This window comes from Bradyrhizobium acaciae, assembly GCF_020889785.1.
Taxonomy (GTDB): Bacteria; Pseudomonadota; Alphaproteobacteria; order Rhizobiales; family Xanthobacteraceae; genus Bradyrhizobium; species Bradyrhizobium acaciae.
The window spans coordinates 1-1,469 of record NZ_JACMYK010000303.1; the positions used below are offsets into that span (position 1 = coordinate 1).

General features: G+C 68.3%; 1 protein-coding gene and 1 pseudogene. One reads left to right on the plus strand and one right to left on the minus strand.

Annotated elements, in window-relative coordinates:
• On the minus strand, nucleotides 1-632 hold a 632-nt coding region (locus H8A92_RS40400; RefSeq protein ID WP_229200797.1), incomplete at its 3' end, for a hypothetical protein.
• A 591-nt stretch (nucleotides 633-1,223) separates the two neighbouring features.
• On the opposite strand from H8A92_RS40400, the pseudogene H8A92_RS40405 reads away from it, so the two are divergent.
• Nucleotides 1,224-1,469, plus strand: a pseudogene (locus tag H8A92_RS40405) (Asp-tRNA(Asn)/Glu-tRNA(Gln) amidotransferase GatCAB subunit C); the annotation flags it as partial.

The following is a 1,469-nucleotide window of genomic DNA, read 5'->3' on the forward strand; positions in this document are numbered from 1 at the left end:
GCTCCGCGCCGTCGCCCGGCGCGCGCGGCCTTCGGCGCTTTCCGCGGGGCGGCTGCCGGGGTCTCGTCTGAGACGATCACGCGGGCGTGCTGGGTGACGTTGCCGACGATGGCCTTGCCGCCGTCCTCCACCTTCACGTTCTGCACGGTGATCGCAGGCTCGCCGCGGCTGCGGTAGCGGTTCAGCGCCTCGATCTGGGCGGGAAAGGTGTGGGCGAGCCGGCCGAGGGCGCGCGCGGCGCTGTCGTGCTGGGCGAGGTCCTTGGCATGCGCGAGGTGATGGGCGCAGCGCATCGCCATCACGTGAACCGAAACCATCTGCGCCACCAGCATGGCCTCGATGGAATCCCGCGGGCCGATGCTGCGCACCATCGAGAGCATGAAGGCGAGGTTGACCTGGTCGGGGCTGCCGCCGCTCACGCTGGCCTTGATCAATTGCCGGAGGATGCCGTCCATCGCCTCGCGGTCGGGGACGCCAAGTGCCTCCACCATCAGCTCCGCGCCGATCTCGGGATCGGGATGGTCGATGCAGAAGCCCTGCGCCGAGAATTTGATGCGCGGGGCTGCGGCAGCCACAGTGGGGCCGGATGCGGCGATCGCAGTTGGCGTCGTGAGGTCGGGAGCGGTGTCCATGTCGGGTTCTCCTGGCAGGCGCGCGGCCATGCGCCGGCGATCGTTCGCCGCGGCGGGCCGGTGCAGGTTCAATGGTGGGTGGGTGTTTTCGGGCCGCAAACCGGCGCGCCCGCCGGGCGGGACGACACGCGGTTGCACGATTTCGGAATATTGGAAGTGTGCCGCTGAGTTGCCCGACGTGTCAAGCCGCCGTGTCGGACGCCAGCAGTCGCCGGCTCCTTTGCATGGGGTTGTTTTCGATATTTCGGCGGCGCGCGCCTTGGCGCTGCTGTTCCCACATCGTCATGGCCGGGCTTGTCCCGGCCATCCACGTCTTTTTCGCGCGGAAACCAAGACGTGGATGCCCGGCAGCCGGCTACGCCAAGGCGTCGCCGGGCTCTACCGTTCGTCTCGCCGAAGCTTCAGCGAAGGCGGACACAAGGCCGGGCATGACGAGTTTGTAGGAGATCGAGCGCATATGCGATCGCCCCGCGTGCGCGTGGCCGCCTGCGCTTGCCGCAACCCTGTATCCGGAGACATCGGGGCGTGGATCGTTATACTGGCGACAGATTTGTGACCGGGCTCGATCCCCGCTGCGAAGGATGCCGCTGAATGTCTGAGACCATTGGCTACCCCGATCCCGGCCTCGATCTGTCCGATGGTTTCAAGCCGCACACCTCGCATTGGGGCGTGTTTTCGGCGCGGCTCGGCAAGGCGGGGCTGGAGGTCAGGCCCTATGGCGGCGACCCCGATCCGAACGGCATCATCAACAATTTCCCCGGCGCGCTGCGCCACCAGGCGCGCATCGCGCAGCCTGCGATCCGCCGCGGCTGGCTCGAGCGCGGGCCGGGCCCCGAC